Consider the following 15038-nt stretch of genomic DNA (forward strand, 5'->3'; position numbering starts at 1 on the left):
TACGGCATGGTCGGAGATCTAGACTCGGCCCCGGGCCCCCGTAGCCCAATGGCAGAGGCAGGCGGCTTAAACCCGCCCGAGTACGGGTTCGAATCCCGTCGGGGGCACAACGATGTGCAAGGCTCGAACCTTGGCCCGGGGAACCAGGGCGCCGGGTGCGGGCCTTGTACGCGTCTGCGGCCCAGGTGAGGGCGTTGTCGTCGGTGTCGGTCGGCGCGCCATAGTAGGAAGAGGCACGGTTGATTACGTCAGGAGCTGTACGGATACGGTGGTGATCATGGCGAGCCCGAAGAGGACGAGGAAGGCTCCTGCGGCTTTGGTGAGCCAGGGGACGATGCGTTCGAGGCGGGTGAGTACTTGTCTGGAGCCGAATGCGATCGCAACGAACACGTCCCAGACGAGCACGATGGTGAACATCCACACACCGTAGGCGGCGAGAGTCAACGGCGAGGCCCCGGCAAGTGCGGCGGCGAGGCTGAGGTAGAAGAGCGCGTTCTTCGGGTTCAGCAGCCCCGAGGCGATGCCGAGGCCGAAGCCCCGCGCCCACGTCGCCTGCACGGCCTGTGCCTCTTGGCCGGGGTCGAAGCGGGCGTTGGAGCGGATGAACGCGACGCCGATGTACAGCAGGAACACGCCTCCTGCGAGTTGGATCACGGCGAGCACGGTTGGGTTTGAGATGAGGGAGAGGCCGGAGAACGCGGCGGCGATGAAGATCCCGTTCGCGGTCGCGATCCCCAGGCACGTGCCGGTCGCAGCCCGCCATCCGTTGGTCATCGCGGTGCGGGCGATCAGGAAGAAGTCGACGCCCGGGATGAGAAGTGCGAGGAAGTGCGCGACGGCGACGGCGGCGAACTGCTCCATACCTCTCCCAGTGGTTCCTCGATGACGGACTCGTCAAGCATCGGAAGCCGGGAGCGGGCGGGTCTTGTACGTTCTTGCGCTCAGGCCCGGTATGTGCCGGGCGATGCGGCGACATGGGCGCGGAACACGCGGTGGAAGTGGCTCTGGTCGGTGAACCCCAGTTCGTGTGCGGTGTCTGCGATCGGATGCCCGTCGCGGAGGAGTTGCCGTGCTCTCTGGATGCGCGCGTTCTGTCGCCACGCCAACGGGGCGAGCCCTGTCGCGCGTTTGACGGCGCGTACCAGTTCGTACTTCGTAAGCCCTGCGAGCACAGAAAGTTCGTCCAAGCTGGGGTTCGATTCATCGTTTCGCAGCCGATCCAGCACGGGGCGTAGCCGGTCGAGCAGCGTGAGGTCGGTGCCGCCCGTCACCGAGTATTCCGGGGCGGCATGACCGAGTTCGTTCATGAGTCCCCGGAACCCGCTCTCGATTCGCTCGGCGGACTCGCCAGCGAAGATCAGGTCAGTCCAAGCGATAGCGCTGTGGTGGAGGTCGAGGTGGCGCAGCACGGTCACGCCGGAGAACAAGGCCACTGCGCGATCTGTCGCGGCGAGCGGAACTGCCCAGTCCTGATCCGTGTGGATCATCTGGTATCGCCAGGTTCCGTTGTCCGGGTTGCACTGGTGCACCTGCCCGGCTGCGATCACGATGACATCGCCGGGTTCGAGCCGGACGCTGCCGCTTGGGGGTCCGGCGAACACCGAGGTTCCTGCCTCGATGATCCCGATGGAGAAGGCATCGTGCGTGTGCGGCCGGTAGCAGGAGTTCTCCTGGCACGACCGACGCGCCTCCAGGTGAGGCAACGCAGCGCTTCGTACGAACTCAGTCAACCGCTCAACTCCTTCTCAGACGCGTCCCACGTGAAATGCAACGCGGCTGCCTTGCAGCGTACTTGTGACGCCCGAGGTCACTCAGCGGCGGTGACCCGATCACCGACCGCGGTGAGGAACTGCGCCCCTGCTGATCAAGCCGTACCGCACCGGCCTGGCACTTCAATCTCACGACACGACAGCAGTTCAGCAGGACGAGCAAAACGGGCTCTTCGGATATCCGGTGGGATCGCACGGCTGGGACGAACCCTGCGTCGCTGGCGCGACGCGTGCCTGGCCACTTCACAACCAGTCGATCCTCGAACGGTGGCACCGAGGACGTCAGCGGCATCATCGAGCTCCACCAACGCGCTGCCCCAGACTTCCGCAACCGCGACAACTACCTCTGCCACAGGTTGAATCCGATGAAACACCTGGTCAAACGTTGTTTCCATCTGGTGTGCAATGCCGCGCTGGAGAAGGCCAAGGGCCCGAGCGGTGACGACCGCCGGGCCCTTGGTGAAGCTCTACCGCCGACCCGTCGCCCACGCCGACCTCGCCTTCACCATGTTCAGGCGGTAGTCCTCGTGAACGGTCACGCGATGCCCGAGCACAGTGCGTTTGCCTGACGTGAGCGCGTGGAGCGGTGTGCCTTGGGCAAAGCGACGACACCCGTCATCTGAAAGTCTCGGACATTCACGACACCGCCGGCGACATCGGTGAACGTGAAGATGGGGAGCCGGAGCTTTCGAGTTGGGGGAGGGCTCTCAGCCGTCCTCGGTGCACCGCGGTGCCGACGTCACGGTTGCAGGAGGCCGAACTCTTCGAGGAGCTCGCCGATCTGCGTGTCGTCGATCTTGTTGAGCAGGAGCCTGCGCGTCAGCCGGCCCCCGGGCAGCTTGATCTCCTCGCCGTCACGCAGACGGCTGGTGGCTGCCAGCAGCTTGCGGACGTCGTAGGTGGAGTTGTAGACCTCGGGCACTCCGCGTTCGATGTCCAGCAGCGTGTAGACGGCCTCCATCGGCGTCCGGACCGAGTACTCGGTGGTGAAGATGCAGTCGCGCTCCTCGGACTCGGAGAACTGTCCGATGAAGGCGAAGTTGACCGACCCCGCGGGTACGACATCCGGTCGGTCGCCGGCCTGGCGAGGCATGAAGAACGCCGTGACGTAGGGCATCATCACCGGGACGGTCCTCGCTCCGGTCGCCGCGAGCTCGGGGATCTCCGCCTCGGGCACGCCCAGGTGGTAGAGCCATTCCTGGGTGATCTCCTCGCCGGTGGACTCCTGGATGGTCTTTCCCGTGTAGTCGCCGGGCTTGTCGGAGAAGAGGGCGTACACCCATGCGACGATCTCGTCCGGCTTCTGCTGCTTGAAGTGCGGCTGCCGGTTCACCGTCCACGACAGCAGCCACGCGGAGTCGGTCGCGGTGACGATGCCGCCGGTGACGACCTTGCCGCTGAACGGGTCGCGCTTGGCGATCTTCTCGATGTACGCCGGGATGCGCCTGTCCAGCGTCGTGACGGTCGCCGACTCCCACTTGGTCTGGGGGATGTGGGCGCCGAACACGTCGGGGCGACCGAACGAGGGGTCTTTGGCCGCGATGCGCCGCCACAGGTCCCACGCCGGAGCAGGGCCCTCGTCGAGCTGTGCCGCGGTGTGGTGGTCGCCCTCGTTCGAGTTCTCGGTCAGTGACCCGATCGTCATGAACAGCAGGTCGTTCTCGCTCAGGTCGACGCCGTCGCCGGGAGCGCCGTCGGCGCCCGCGGTCCAGTGGATGCGGGTGGCCTGTTTGCGGCCGGAGGCCGGATCGATGTCGAAGTCGACATCGGTGACCTTGGTGGAGTAGCGGAAGGTCACGCCGTGTTCCAGGAGCCACGTGTACAGCGGCAGCACGAGGGACTCGTACTGGTTGTACTTGGTGAACTTCAAGGCGCTGAAGTCGGGCAGGCCGCCGATGTGGTGGATGAACCGGTGCAGGTACAGCTTCATCTCCAACGCCGAGTGCCACTCCTCGAAGGCGAACATCGTGCGCCAGTACATCCAGAAGTTGCTCTTCAGGAAGTCCTCCGAGAACACCTCGTCGATGCGCTTCGTCTCCATCTCCTCGCGGGTCGCGAGGAAGACCTTGACGATCTCCTTCTGGGCCTTCTCCGACAGCGTGAACAGCCCGTCGGTGCGCGCGTCCTCGCCGCGATTCACCGTGGCGCGCTGCAAGGAGTAGTTCGGGTCGTCGCGGTTGAGCCAGTAGAACTCGTCGAGGACGCTCGCACCCTCGATCTCCAGCGACCCGATGGAGCGGAAGAGGTCCCACAGCGTTTCGAAGTGGTCCTCCATCTCGCGGCCGCCGCGGATGACGAAGCCCTTCTCGGGTTCCTTGATGCCGTCCAGGGCGCCACCGGGAAGCGTGAGCTCTTCGAGGATGGTGATCCTGTTCCCGGGCATCTGCCCATCTCGGATCAGGAATGCTGCGCCGGCGAGCGAGGCAAGGCCTGCCCCGACGAACCAGGCCGTCTTGTCCTCGACGCCCTCCGGCTTACGGGGACGAGCGAACGCCTCGTAGTTGCCACTGGTGTATCGCATGATGCCTCTCTCTACGTGGTCCTGTGTTGTCGGTTGGTCTGGCGGGGTCGCAGACGTCCTCGCAGGTGACGGCCGTGTCAGGCCGTGCTCCTGTGGCCACGCGACGCCCTCCTCCTTCGGCCCGGGGCGGGCGAGGATGTCAAGCGATCCCGGATCCCGGGGTGGTCGCGTTCGAGGTGGTCGGTGCGTCGCCCGGTCGTGGCTCGTGGGACGGGACCGGGCGACGCGTCGTCGACCGGGGCAAACCGGCGAGGTAGCCGTTCGTGCTCAGGCGGATCTGCTCTCGGAGATCGGTTCTCAGGTCGCGGCCTGGGTGGGCTCCGGTCGAGAAGCGTGCGACCGCGAGGTGTGCCACGGCGAAGACCGCGGCCCCGGCGAGAACGGCTCGATCGGGGTCGGGCAGGAGGCCACGAGACTGAGCCTCGGCACGGAGTCGCGCGGCGATTCGGGCCTCGAGCCCGGCGACCAAGGCGAGCCCTTCGGCGCGGTGTCTCTCGTTCGACGGGCCGAAGAGCAGCTCGCGTTGGTAGACGACGCTGTTCTCCGGCATCAGCGATGCGCGCTCGAGTATCGGCTCGACCATATGGAAGATCGCCTCGACCGTGTCCGGCTCGGATGCTGCCCGACGCTCACCGACCTCCAGGGCGCCGCGCAGCTCCTCGTTCAGGACCATGAGCAGCAGCTCGCCCTTGGACGCCGCATACCGGAACAGGGTGCCGGCAGCCACGTCGGCGCGGTTCGACACCTCCTGCGTCGACACGTCGCCGAACCCGCGCTCGGCGAATAGCTCGGAGGCCGCGCGGAAGATGCGGTCGTGCTTGTCCTGCATGTTCCGCACGCGCCTGCCGCCGACCGAACCCGCCGGGTCTGACATGGGGTACCACCTGCCGAAGTTCAATAATGACTAAACTCATTACCGAGCATACTCATTTTTGGCAAGCCTGCAAGCGTCGGGTCAGAGCCTGTGTCGTTCAGGCCTTGGAGTGGATGGTGACGACGTATCCGTCGGGGTCGCGGAAGGCGAACTGGGTTCCGAAGGGACCGGCGAACGGTTCCTGCACGATCGGGACGCCCTGCGCGGCGAGCCGCTCGTGCAACCCGGCCGCATCGGGGTTGTGGAACCACACGCCGATCCCGCCGCTCACCTGGCCGATTGCCTCGAGGTCGACGCCGGGGAGCGGCGTGCGCACGGCGAACGATGCTCCGCCGGCCGAGAAGACGGCCGCGTCCGGGTTGGGGGTCGCAAGCCGCGTCAGCCCGACCGCGTGCTCGTAGAACTCCGCCGATCGCTCGACGTCGCGCACCTGGAAGGACACGAAGTCGGGGCCGGTTGTCGTGGTGGTCATGGGAACTCCCTTGCGCTCGATTGTGTCAATACTCTGACACTGACCCGTCCATGTGTCAAACTATTGACATGACAGAGCGATCGGAGCAGACACTGCCGGAGGCATTGGGTGTGTTGATCAAGGAGGCCCAGTCCGTGCTGCACCAGCGGATGGACGAGGCCCTGCGCCCGCTCGGGCTCAGTGTCCCGCAGTACGCATGCCTGCAGGCGTTACGGGATACGCCCGGTATCACCGGCGCGGAGCTGGCTCGTCGCGCCTTCGTCACCCGTCAGTCCATGAATGTCCTCCTCCAGGGTCTGGAGAGGCGCGGGCTGGTCGCGCGCTCCGCCCGGCCCGGGCCGCGGCGAGAGAGGGCGACCGTCCTCACGGCGGGCGCCGACGAGCTCGTGTCCGATGCGCGTGCGGCCGTCGCCACGATCGCCGATGCCATGGTCGCGACGCTCGACGTCCCCGAGCGTGAGCGGCTGCGCCTCATGCTCGCCGCCTGTCGCGACGCCCTCCTCCAGGACGGCTGAGAGCCTCGCCTTTCGACAGCGCTGCCCATCCAACCCCGATACACTCGCAAACGACGTAGTGGCAACCGAAATCTGCGACCGGGAGGAGCCGGTATGGAGAGGGGCTCGGGCACCCCGCGGGCCCGGCGGACCTTGGCCTTCCTGCGCGGCAAGATCGCCAGCGGGGAGTGGCCCGTCAACTCCAAGATCCCGACCGAGCCCGAGCTCATGGAGATGCTCGGCGTCGGCAAGACGACGGTGCGCGAGGCGGTGCGCTCGCTGGCCAGCATGGGGATCCTTGAGACGATGCCGAGTCTCGGTACGTTCGTTCGATCCCGGATGCCGGTCAGCTCGGTGCTGGCCGACTACATCGCCGAGTTCGACCTAGCCGAGATCCTCGGCTTCAGACGGGCGCTCGAGGTCGAGGCCGCCCGGCAGGCGGCCCTCCATCGCACCGCCGCCCACCTGGAGGCGCTGCGCGTCGCGGTCGCTCGGAGTCGGGCGACGGACGTCGATTATCCGTCCCGCTGGGAACTCGGGCGGACGCCGGGGCAGTTCCACCACCTCGTCTTCGACGCCGCCGCGAACCAGCTTCTCACCGGGGTGTACGTCGGGGTGATGACCGCGCTACGGCGCGCCATCGACAGTGGGACCGCCGTGTACGGTGCCGGCGCCGAGGCACGGAACGAGGATCACGGCGGCATCCTCGCTGCCATCGAGGACGGCGACGCCGACGCGGCCGCGGGTGCGATGGCGCGGCACGTCGATCGCGATCTCGTCCCGGGCGGGGCGACGGGCCGGCCGGAGCCGCTGCGGGAGTCGCTGGTTCAGGGGCTCGGCCGCGACGGTTGACGGCCCAGCACCTGCCGCAGTCCGAGCGCGATGCCGCCGCGCCAGCACGCGTAGTCGTGGCCCCCGTTGTACTCGCGGTAGTGCGGGTGGACGTGGCGGGCGGCGAGCCGGTCGCGAAGAGACCGGTGCGGTTCGAGCAGGACCCACTCCTGCAGGCCGACCTCGAGGTGCCCGCGCGTCCGCGCCGGCAGGTGTTCGGCCACGTACTCGGCAACTCCCGGCTGCCACAGGGACGCCGACTGGCTGACGAACCCGCCGAAGGCATCGGGACGCCGGGCTGCGGTCTGCAGCGCCACCGCAGCCCCCAGGCTCTGGCCGACCGCGATCCGGCCGGCCGGATCGCGACCGACGGGCAGCATCTCGGTGGCCCACGGCAGCAGTTCGTCGGCCAGCCAGTCGGGGGTTTTCCCGAGGCCGCCGAGGTCGCGCCATCGGTCCGTCCGGTCGCCCGAACCGACCAGCACCAGCGCGATCGGCGGAAGCTGCGCGTCGGCGATCAGGGCGTCCACGGTGCCGGGCAGGTTCTGCGGCCCCGTCCAGACTTCGCCGTCCAGCGCCACCACGAGCGGCAGCCGGTCGCCGCGCCTGGGGGGAACCGGCAGGTAGGTCCACACCGCCCGCCCGCCAGGAGTACGGTGCTCGGCGAGTCGGCCTCGCCACGTCCGTGCAGGCGGCAGCCAGCGTTGCGGGTCGGCACCGGGAAGGCTCACCGCCGACTGCAACATGCCGCGGCCGTTGCGGCAGGTGTCGGGGTTCCGTGGGTCGGGGATCCCGGCGTCCAGAGCGGCCCGGATCGCGACCTGGTCGGAGTCGTCCAGCCAGGGCGGGCGGGCGCCGGGGCGCTGCGGCAGAAACGCGTACGACGCCCGCCAGTCCGCGCGCATCCGATAGGACAGGTGCCACACGTCCGTGCCGTCCAGGCGGCGCATCAGGCTGGCGGGAAGGTCGCGCTCGTCGGTCAGGCGGTTCACGAAGAGCAGCACGGCGGCGGCGTCGGCGTCCCGCCACAGGAAGGTGACGATGCGCTCGTTCGGGTCGTCCGCGACGGGCTCGATCAGCGGCGAACGCGCCTGCTCCCAGAAGGCGTCCAGCGCAGAGCGGCGGTCGTCGGCGTGCGGATGCGCGGCGAGGACGTCCGCCAGACGCCGGAGTTCGGCGCTGTCGGCGAGCGGCGCGGGGAACGGACGGGGGACCTTCGGCGGCGTGGGGCTCACGGCCGCGCTCCGCGGGCGGCGCGGGGGATGACGAGCGGGCGGCCGGTCTCCGGGTCGGCGATGATCCGGCACGCGAGCCCGTACACCTCCTCGATCAGCTCGGCGGTGACGATCTCGGCCGGGTCGCCCTGGACGACGATGGCCCCCTGCCGCATCACGATCAGATGCGTCGCATAGCGGAACGCCAGTTGCAGTTCGTGGAGCACCATGACGACGGTGAACCCGTCGCGCTGGAGGTCGCGGGCGAGTTCGAGCACCTCGATCTGGTGGGCGATGTCGAGGTAGGTGGTCGGTTCGTCCAGCAGCAGGATCGGCGCTTGCTGAGCCAGCGCCAGGGCGATCCACACACGCTGGCGCTGGCCTCCCGACAACTCGGTCACGCAACGGTCGGTGAGCTCGGCGACCCCGGCGCGGGACATGGCGTCGGCGATGGCGATCTCGTCGGCCCGGCTCCATTGGCTGAAGATGCCCTGGTGGGGGTAGCGACCTCGGGCGACGAGATCGGCCACGGTGATGCCGTCCGGAGCCGACGGCGACTGGGGCAGCAGCCCGAGGCGGCGCGCCACCTCCTTCGGCGGGTACTCCTCGATCGGGCGCCCGTCGAGCCGGACGCCGCCGTGCCGCGCGGGCAGCATCCGGGCGAGCGCGCGCAGAAGCGTGGACTTCCCGCACGCGTTCGGGCCGACGATCACCGTCAGCTCCCCGGTCGGGATGGTCACGTCGAGTCCGTCGAGCACCAACCGGTTCCCGTAGCCGACGCCGAGGTTCTCGGCCGCCAGCCGCGGGCCGGCGGCGGGACGGGCCGGCGAGGAGCCGGCTGAGGTCATGGTCATCGGGTGTTCCTCCGCCACTCGCGGGTCAGCAGCCAGATCAGATAGAGACCGCCCAGGGTTCCGGTGACGACCCCGACGGCCAGTTGGGTGGGAGCGAAGAGCCGCTGGGCGACGAGGTCGCTCGCCTGGACGAGGGCGCCGCCGGTGAGGGCGGCCGTGCCGACCCCCACGGAGGCGGTGCCGGTGAGCCGGCGGGCGATCTGCGGAGCGGCGAGTGCCACGAACGCAATCGGGCCTGCGGCCGCAGTGGCCACCGAGACCAGGGCGACGGAGACGACCACGACGAGCGTCCGCACGCGATCGGGCCGGATCCCGAGCCCTGCGGCCAGCTCGTCGCCCAGCATCAGCGTCCCCAGGGGCCGGGCGAGGAGCAGGGCCGCCGGCACGAGCGCGGTCATCGCGAGAGCCAGCAGCCGGGTCTCGTCCCAGGTGGTGGCGTTGAACGAGCCCGCCAGCCAGCTCGCGGCGCTCTGCGCCGTGCCCAGGGACGTCCGCAGCACGAGCAGGTTGTTCACCGCCTGCAGGCAGACCGCGACACCGATGCCCACCAGCACGAGACGGGTGCCCGTGAGGCCGTTGCGCCACGCCAGCAGGTACACCAGCGCGGCGGTGCCGGCTCCGCCGAGAAGGGCACCGATCGCGACCGCGACCGGCCCCGCGTCGAAGACGACGATCTGGACCAGCGCACCGGTGGCCGCCCCCGTGGTGAAGCCGATCACGTCGGGACTGCCCAACGGGTTGCGGGACACCGACTGGAACAGCGAGCCGGAGACGGCCAGGGCGGCGCCCACGAGCCACGCCGCCAGCATTCTCGGCGCGCGCTGACGTTGGACGAAGAACGTGGCCAGCGGGTCATCGCCGGTCCCGAGGAGCGCCTGCATGGCCTGGACGGGGGAGAGGGGATAGTCGCCGATCAGGAGGGCGGCCACGGCCAGCGCCAGGCTCGCCGCAATGCCTGCCGTGCCGATCCACAGGCAACGGCGCTCGAGCCGGAGGGCCGCGTGTCCCACGCGGAGCGACGCCCAGCGGCTCCGAGCGGGCGTCGTCGCGGTCACAGGGCCTCGATCCGGCGTCGGCGCACGATCAGGACGAACACCGGGCCACCCATGAGTGCGGCCAGGACACCGACCGGCACCTCGGCCGGAGCGAGGACGATGCGGGCGACGACGTCGGCCGCCAGCACCACCGCCGGTGCGGAGATCATGGTGAAAGGCAGTACCCAGCGCTGGTCCGGTCCGCACACGGACCGGGCGAGGTAGGGCACTCCCAGCCCGATGAACATGATCGGACCCGCCGCGGCGGTTGCGGCTCCGGCCAGCAGGGTGATCGCCACGACGGCGAGAGCGCGGGTGCGCCGGACGTTGACCCCGAGCGCCCGGCCGGTCGTCTCGCCCAGTGCAAGGGCGTTGAGTGCGGGGGCCAGGGCGAGGGCGAGCATCAGCCCCGCCGCGATGAACCAGCACACCGTCAGCAGGATGTCGAACCCGCGCCCCTCGACCGAACCGGCCACCCAGTAGCGGAACTCGTTGAACGCGTTCTGGTCGGCGAGAATGACGGTCTGGACCAAGGACGAGATCGTCATGCTGATCGCGACCCCCGCCAGCGCCAGGCGCTCGGGGGTGGGGCTGGTCCGGGCGCTCCCACCGAGCAGGTAGACCGCGATCGCGGCCAGGGCCGCTCCCGCGAACGCGAACCAGAGGTAGACCGCGATGCCGACGGCGCCGGCGGCGGCGACGGCCGTCACGACGGCCAGGCTGGCGCCCGCGTTGATCCCGAGCAGCCCGGGGTCGGCGAGCGGGTTGCGTGTCAGCGACTGCATCAACGCGCCGGCTACGCCGAGGGCCGCGCCGACGACGAGCAGCAGAAGGGTCCGCGGCAGTCGATGCTGCTGGACCACGATGGCCTCGAAGCTTCCGTCGGGGCTCACCAGCACCTCCCACACCCGCGCGGGCGGGATCGGGTTCGAACCGACGGCGAGTGACACGGCGACACCGGTCGCGACCACCGCGACGGCGACCGCGAGGCCGATCCCGCGCCGTCGTGCCGTGCCGACGGACGCGGACCTCACGGGGGTCTCGAGATCGGTGCGCGAAGCCTTCGGCAGGCTCACCGGGCGGACGTCCCTACCGGCTTCCGCCGTCGCCGCAGGGCGAGCACGATGGCCGCGACCGACACCACGACCGCACCCGCCACCGCCGCGATCCCGCCGACCGGGAGTCCGCGCCCCCCTGTGGCGGGGGTCTCGGGGGTGGCCGTGGTGGACGCTGCGGTGGATCCGGTCGCGCCGGGAATCTCGGCGGTGACCCAGCCGAGGAGGTTCCCGTCGGCGTCGAGGGCGGCGAACCGATGCTCGCCGGCGGCGAGATCGCCGGTGGGGACGGTCACCGTGCCGTCCACGGAGACCTGCTGCCAACCCAGCGCGGTGGGGGAGGAGTAGGCGTAGACGTAGGTCCACTCGCCGGCGTAGCGGTCGTCAAGGTGAAGCACGACGAGTGAGTCCTTCACCTCGGCCGTCAGGCCACCCGATCCGGCGGAGGGCACGGTGCCGCCGGTGGCGACGGGCGGTGTGGGCGTCTGCGTCGGTTCCGTCGCTGCCTGACTCGCGCTCGCGCTGACGACCGAGCCGGCGGACGTCCTGGTCGTGGGGACCCCCGTCGTGGTCGTGCCACTGCTGCTGGTGCCGGAACTGCTGCCGGCGCCGGTGGAGGAGGATCCGCCCTTGGTGCTGCCCGAGAAGCCGGAGCCCACGGTGAAATCGTTGCTGCGGTTCGTGTACCCCTTCGTACCGGCACCCGGGTCGGACGCGTCGATGTAGCTGGAGGCGAGGAACCGCAGCCAGTGGGTCCCGTTGCCGATGTCGGCGGGCAGGTAGAACGAGCCGTTGACGACTCCGGAGGACGGGATCTTCTGGCTGTGGTAGACACAGCCGCCGTGCGAGGTGTCCGAGCAGGATGCGCCGTCGTCGATCTTCACATAGACGATCTCGCCGGCCGGGAACCCACCGACGCTGAAGGACACGAGGCCGCCGGCGGTGACGTTCGCGGGGCTGACCGTGGACCATGTGCCGGGGGTGTCCGAGCCGGCACCGCCCGGTGGAATGGCCGCGGCCGGGGCGGACGCCGTCAACAGCGCTGCCAGCACCCCTACGCCGACGAGCAACCGGCGCAGCGTCGCGATCATGCCCCCACCTTCCTCGAACGCAGCGTCAGCCATCCGGCGGTTCCCAGCCCCGCGGTCAGCAGGCCGCCGGCGACGGACAGCAGCAGCACGGTGAGATCCCCGCTCTCGGCGACCGGTGCGGCCGCGATGACCTGCCCGGGCGCCGCGCCGGTCCCTGTCTCCGCGGTGGTCGTGTCGGCCCCCGCGGTGTCCGTGGCTCCGATCGCGGCCTCCACCCATCCGAGCAGGCTCCCTGTGGAGGACAGCAGTGCGACCCGGTGGCGGCCGTCGCCGAGGTCGGAGAGGTCGATGCGCAGGGTCCTCTCGGCGCTCACCTGCACCCAGCCGACCGGGGTGACGCGCGCGCCCGTGTACACGTAGACGTAGACCCAGCCGTTCGCCTGGGCCTTCGGCACGGTGACGGTCAGTACCTTGCCGTTCAGCACGCCGGTCGCGCCGCCCGAGTCCTCGGCACTCAATTGGCTTCCGCGGGCGACCGGAGCCGTCGGCGTCGTGGTGGGACGCTGCATCGTGCTGCTCACCCGGCGCACGGCCGTGATGAGAGGGGTGGAGGTGGCGGACGATGTGGTCGCGGACGCCGTGGTCGTCGTGGTCGTCGCGGTACTCGTGGTGGTGCCGGCGATGTGCAGCGTGGCCCAGCCGAGGAGTCTGCCGGTGTCGTCGGGGTTGCCGGATTGCACGGTGAGCCGGCCGGTGCCCGCACGCAGGGTGATCCCGGACAGGTCGGTGGTCACACGGCCGGAGGCGTCTGCCCGGAACCAGGTGCTGCCCCACGGGAACCGCGGGGAGTCGCCCTCGAAGAGGTTGAGGTAGACCCAGTCTCCGGAGCGGGCACCGGGAATCGTCACGACGAGGCGGGTCCCCGTACGCGCCACCGACACTCCGCCGCGGGTGGCGGCTGTGAGTTCGGACGTGGCGTCGACAGGATCGGGTGTCCCGTTCGGCCGGTAGGTGCCGACGACGAACGCGGCCGATTCGAGGGTGCGGCTCGTGTCTCCTGTCTTCAGCGAGCCGGTGAGCAGCCGCAGGGTGTGCGAGCCCTGCCCGAAGGCCGGATCGGAGCCGGCCGACCCGCTCGCCGTCCCGTCGGGCAGGCTGATCTCAGCGGTGAAGGTGCCGTCGGCGGCGTTCGCGTCCACGATCGCCCAGATGGTGCGGTTCTGGTGGAGGCTGGTGTCGAGATGGCTGTACGCGCCCTCGTCGATCTTGATGGCGATCCGCGAGCCGCCCCGGTTGGCCCCGGGATGGCACCATCCGGTGCCCGACACGCGCAGGGTGCCGCCAAGGGAGACCTGCGGGTCGACGATCGTCACGGTCGGGGTGCTGGAGGTCGGGACGCAGGTCGTCTCGTTCTGGCCGTCTGTGTCGCTCCACCCGACTCCGTTCACGACCAGCGGCTCGCTGGTCGTGCTCCGCACGGTGTCGGCGGCGTCGAAGCGGCCGGACTGGAACTGCACGCTGAGGTACTGCCCGGTCTGCAGTCCCGGTGGTGCGTCGAGCACGATGGAGAAGTTGCCGGACGAGTCGACGGTGAACACGTGCGGGTGGTCGTCGGGGTCGGAGGGCGCCAGCAGCGCCCAGATGGTGTCGTCCCCGGTGGCCGACGGGTGGGCGATGACGTCGCTGCCGAGTCGTGAGTACTGGGTTCCGTTGGGACCGTTGAGCTTGATCGCGACGGTGGAGCCGCCGGAGCCCGCCCTGTCGACCCACCCGGTGCCCTTGATCGCGATCGTGCCGCCGGTGCTGACGTCCCGCTGCACCCAGGCGGTGGCGGAGCGTCCCGCGTCGGCGGTCACCGTGACCGTCCGGTGCGCCCAGGACGGGGGTTGCGTCGGGTCGTCGGTCGCGGTGCCGGCGATGGTGAAGGCCGCGCTCAGGGTCCTGGACACGTCGCCGGTCGCGAGGCTCCCGCTGAGGAGCCGGATCTGATGCTGCGACCCGGCGGACCAGCCGGGCCAGGTGCCGTCGGCCAGGCGAGCGTTCTCGCTCGTGGGGTAGGGAATCGTCGCGGTCCAGGAGCCGTCGCCGGATGCCCTCACGATGGCGTGGAGCCGCTTGTCGGTGGCGATGGAGCCGGTCACCGGATTCGTGACGTCCCGCAGCGTGTAGACCGTGTTCGGGTCGCCGGAGTACGAGGCGTCCAGCAGCACCGACAGGACGCTGCCGGCGGTGCCCGCGTCGTTGTTCCAGCCCGTCCCCGAGATGACGAGATCGGACCCTGGGGCGAGTGTGGCGGGCACGGTGTAGGTGAGGCCCGGGTAGCGATCGTCGGTGTACTGCGTCGAGCCGGAGGAGGCCGTCGGGGACGCCGAGGCGGTGGGACTCTGCGACGCCGTGGGCGACGAGGTGGCGGTCGTGCTCGGGGTTGCCGTCTGGGTGGGTGTTGTGGTTTGGGGTGGGGTGGCTGTTTGGCTGGGGGACGCGGAGGGTGTCGATGCGGTGGTGATGGTGACCGTCGCGTCGGCGGACCGGGTCTTGTCGCCGGTGAGGAGGGAGCCGGTGAGGAAACGCAGGGTGTGGGTCTCGCCGGCGGCCCAGGTGGTGTTGGCGGTGGCGGTGGTGGGGAAGGGGACGGAGAGTTCCCAGGCGCCGGTTTCGTCTGCCTGGACGACGGCCCAGATGGTCGTGTTGGAGATGGTGGCCCCGGTGGCGGGGTTGGCGAGAGTGCCGGTGGTGCGGGTGACGCCGCCGTCGTCGAGTTTGAGGGCGATGACCGACCCGGCGGTGCCGGGGGTATTGGTCCACCCGGTGCCGCTGATGGTGAGGTTCTCTCCGGCGGTCCAGGTGTCGGGGACGGTGTAGGCGGCCCCATCCGACGTGACCCTCTCG

At 69.8% G+C, this 15038-nt stretch carries 13 protein-coding genes and 1 tRNA gene; 3 read left to right on the forward strand and 11 right to left on the reverse strand.

The features are described 5' to 3' along the window. Nucleotides 1–34 precede the first annotated feature (34 nt). Nucleotides 35–107 (forward strand) — tRNA-Leu (locus G555_RS0113475). 136 nt (nucleotides 108–243) lie between these two features. On the opposite strand, the gene G555_RS0113480 is transcribed toward G555_RS0113475, so the two are convergent. From G555_RS0113480 to G555_RS0113505, 5 genes are all read right to left on the reverse strand, one after another. Then, nucleotides 244–861, reverse strand: coding sequence for a LysE family translocator (locus G555_RS0113480; protein WP_028709264.1), 618 nt, complete (start codon nucleotides 859–861; stop codon nucleotides 244–246). Nucleotides 862–941: 80 nt separating this feature from the next. After that, the gene (locus tag G555_RS0113485; protein ID WP_028709265.1) at nucleotides 942–1730 is read right to left on the reverse strand and encodes a helix-turn-helix domain-containing protein; all 789 of its coding nucleotides are present in this window, start codon (nucleotides 1728–1730) and stop codon (nucleotides 942–944) included. A 778-nt stretch (nucleotides 1731–2508) separates the two neighbouring features. After that, nucleotides 2509–4290 carry an oleate hydratase gene (locus tag G555_RS0113495; protein ID WP_028709266.1) on the reverse strand — a complete coding sequence of 594 codons (1782 nt, stop codon included), beginning with the start codon at nucleotides 4288–4290 and terminating at the stop codon, nucleotides 2509–2511. A 139-nt stretch (nucleotides 4291–4429) separates the two neighbouring features. After that, nucleotides 4430–5164, reverse strand: coding sequence for a TetR/AcrR family transcriptional regulator (locus G555_RS20080; protein ID WP_084635255.1), 735 nt, complete (start codon nucleotides 5162–5164; stop codon nucleotides 4430–4432). 97 nt (nucleotides 5165–5261) lie between these two features. Next, nucleotides 5262–5636, reverse strand: a complete 375-nt coding sequence (locus tag G555_RS0113505) for a VOC family protein (protein ID WP_028709267.1) — start codon at nucleotides 5634–5636, stop codon at nucleotides 5262–5264. Between the two features lie 68 nt (nucleotides 5637–5704). On the opposite strand from G555_RS0113505, the gene G555_RS0113510 reads away from it, so the two are divergent. Beyond that, nucleotides 5705–6151 (forward strand): MarR family winged helix-turn-helix transcriptional regulator, encoded by a 447-nt coding sequence (locus tag G555_RS0113510; RefSeq protein WP_036923073.1) that lies wholly within the window; start codon nucleotides 5705–5707, stop codon nucleotides 6149–6151. A gap of 93 nt (nucleotides 6152–6244) precedes the next feature. Next, nucleotides 6245–6982, forward strand: coding sequence for a FadR/GntR family transcriptional regulator (locus tag G555_RS20085; protein ID WP_051209117.1), 738 nt, complete (start codon nucleotides 6245–6247; stop codon nucleotides 6980–6982). Here the strand turns inward: G555_RS20085 and G555_RS0113520 are convergent. The 6 genes from G555_RS0113520 to G555_RS22655 form a co-directional block, all read right to left on the reverse strand. Next, entirely contained in the window at nucleotides 6958–8196 is a 1239-nt protein-coding gene (locus G555_RS0113520) for an enterochelin esterase domain-containing protein (protein WP_028709269.1), read from the reverse strand. The two genes, G555_RS20085 and G555_RS0113520, sit on opposite strands and share 25 nt — an antisense overlap. Continuing rightward, nucleotides 8193–9029: an ABC transporter ATP-binding protein gene (locus tag G555_RS0113525; protein ID WP_342662680.1), complete on the reverse strand. Its 837-nt coding sequence runs from the start codon at nucleotides 9027–9029 to the stop codon at nucleotides 8193–8195. Before G555_RS0113525 ends, G555_RS0113520 begins: the two co-directional genes overlap by 4 nt. Next, nucleotides 9026–10084, reverse strand: a complete 1059-nt coding sequence (locus G555_RS20090) for a FecCD family ABC transporter permease (protein ID WP_156887562.1) — start codon at nucleotides 10082–10084, stop codon at nucleotides 9026–9028. Before G555_RS20090 ends, G555_RS0113525 begins: the two co-directional genes overlap by 4 nt. After that, nucleotides 10081–11139, reverse strand: coding sequence for a FecCD family ABC transporter permease (locus G555_RS0113535; protein ID WP_169337922.1), 1059 nt, complete (start codon nucleotides 11137–11139; stop codon nucleotides 10081–10083). The genes G555_RS20090 and G555_RS0113535 overlap by 4 nt, the downstream gene beginning before the upstream one ends. Continuing rightward, nucleotides 11136–12209: a hypothetical protein gene (locus G555_RS21410; protein WP_051209121.1), complete on the reverse strand. Its 1074-nt coding sequence runs from the start codon at nucleotides 12207–12209 to the stop codon at nucleotides 11136–11138. Before G555_RS21410 ends, G555_RS0113535 begins: the two co-directional genes overlap by 4 nt. After that, nucleotides 12206–15038, reverse strand: a 2833-nt coding sequence (locus G555_RS22655) for a hypothetical protein (protein ID WP_036922588.1), incomplete at its 5' end; no start/stop codon positions are given. The genes G555_RS22655 and G555_RS21410, both read right to left, overlap by 4 nt.

It is taken from the genome of Propionicicella superfundia DSM 22317, from assembly GCF_000423465.1.
GTDB lineage: Bacteria > Actinomycetota > Actinomycetes > Propionibacteriales > Propionibacteriaceae > Propionicicella > Propionicicella superfundia.